This window comes from Vibrio sp. Vb0937 (genome assembly GCF_033338855.1).
The window spans coordinates 1-1,134 of the sequence record NZ_JAWOTK010000357.1; the positions used below are offsets into that span (position 1 = coordinate 1).

The window sequence follows — 1,134 nt, forward strand, 5'->3', positions numbered from 1 at the left end:
GATCTGTACTAAGTCACCAACTTTTACTGTGTCGTTATCTGCGGCATGCAGAGGGGTTACCCAAGCGAGCACGCACAACGTGAACAAGGCAAAAAACGTTTTGAAAATGCTCATAACGCGCCTCCTATCGAACCGCTTGCGCTCGTTGGCATGTTGCCTTTGTTAGGTAAATTGTGATTACTTGGCGCATTGCTATCAGAGTTTGCGCTGAGAACTTCGATGCTCACACGACGGTTGGTTAGGCGCACGGCTGGCGTTTGTCCCTCATACAAAGGCAATGTGTCGCCAACAGATTTGGTTTGTACACGGTCTGACGTTACACCGAACACACTTAAGTATCGTTTAACTTGCTCGGCTCGTTCCTGTGCTAGTTTTTTATTGTGCTCAGGCGTACCCGTGACGTCCGCATGGCCAGTGACAACCAGAGACAGAGCAGGGTGGTCGCGCAGAATATAAGCGGCTTCTGCCAAATGTCCCATGTACTTCGGATTGATCTCCGCAGAATCAATGGCAAACTGATTGTCGACGTTGAGCAGCGCATAAATATCGGCGACGATGTTTAAGTCATTCCTTAGTGCATCGATGTCGTCCGGCGGCGTGCAAGTGGTTTGCGTAAGTACGTAGTCGAGTTGCTGCTCAAGCTGGTTTAATCGACGACGCTGGATGACCAGGTCATTGGCGGCATCAAGCAGTAAACCGCCTTCTAGTTCACGAGCAATGCGATTTTGCTTCTCGAGTGCTTGCACCACTGCAGCAGGGAAGCACCAACGAGCGCCTTCTTGAATCAAAGCGTCGAGATGAAGCTTGGTCAACTGCCAATCGAATCGCAATCCATGCTCTGGGCCCAATGGTTCATCTGGCATCACAGGCGAGAACTGATAGTTCTCAATCGAAATATCTTGATAGCTTTCCGCCAATCCACCCTGACCATGATCGGGATAATCAAATGACGAACAACCAAACATGCCGACAACGAGACCGCTAACTACACTTCGTCGTATTAGATTTACCATGCCAACCTCCGTTTAAACCGGTATTTTTAGTGTCCTTTTGAATTGACGGGAATGGCATGGTTGATACGAAGCAAGCTCATGATTTCTAATGGCTGACCTGATACGTTTTCAATACTCATGC

1 protein-coding gene and 1 pseudogene are annotated in these 1,134 nt (G+C 48.7%); both read right to left on the minus strand.

Going from position 1 to position 1,134, the window contains the following annotated elements:
• Positions 1 to 110: 110 nt before the first annotated feature.
• On the minus strand, positions 111 to 1,013 hold the full coding sequence (locus R7P67_RS25685) for an OmpA family protein (RefSeq protein ID WP_005491469.1): 903 nt from the start codon (positions 1,011 to 1,013) through the stop codon (positions 111 to 113).
• A gap of 26 nt (positions 1,014 to 1,039) precedes the next feature.
• Positions 1,040 to 1,134 (minus strand): annotated as a pseudogene (locus R7P67_RS25690) (anti-sigma factor antagonist); the annotation flags it as partial.

What these genes read in the sequence shown, in the direction of transcription:
- R7P67_RS25685 (WP_005491469.1), bottom strand. Translation starts at nt 1,013, where the DNA reads ATGGTAAATCTAATACGACGAAGTGTAGTTAGCGGTCTCGTTGTCGGC.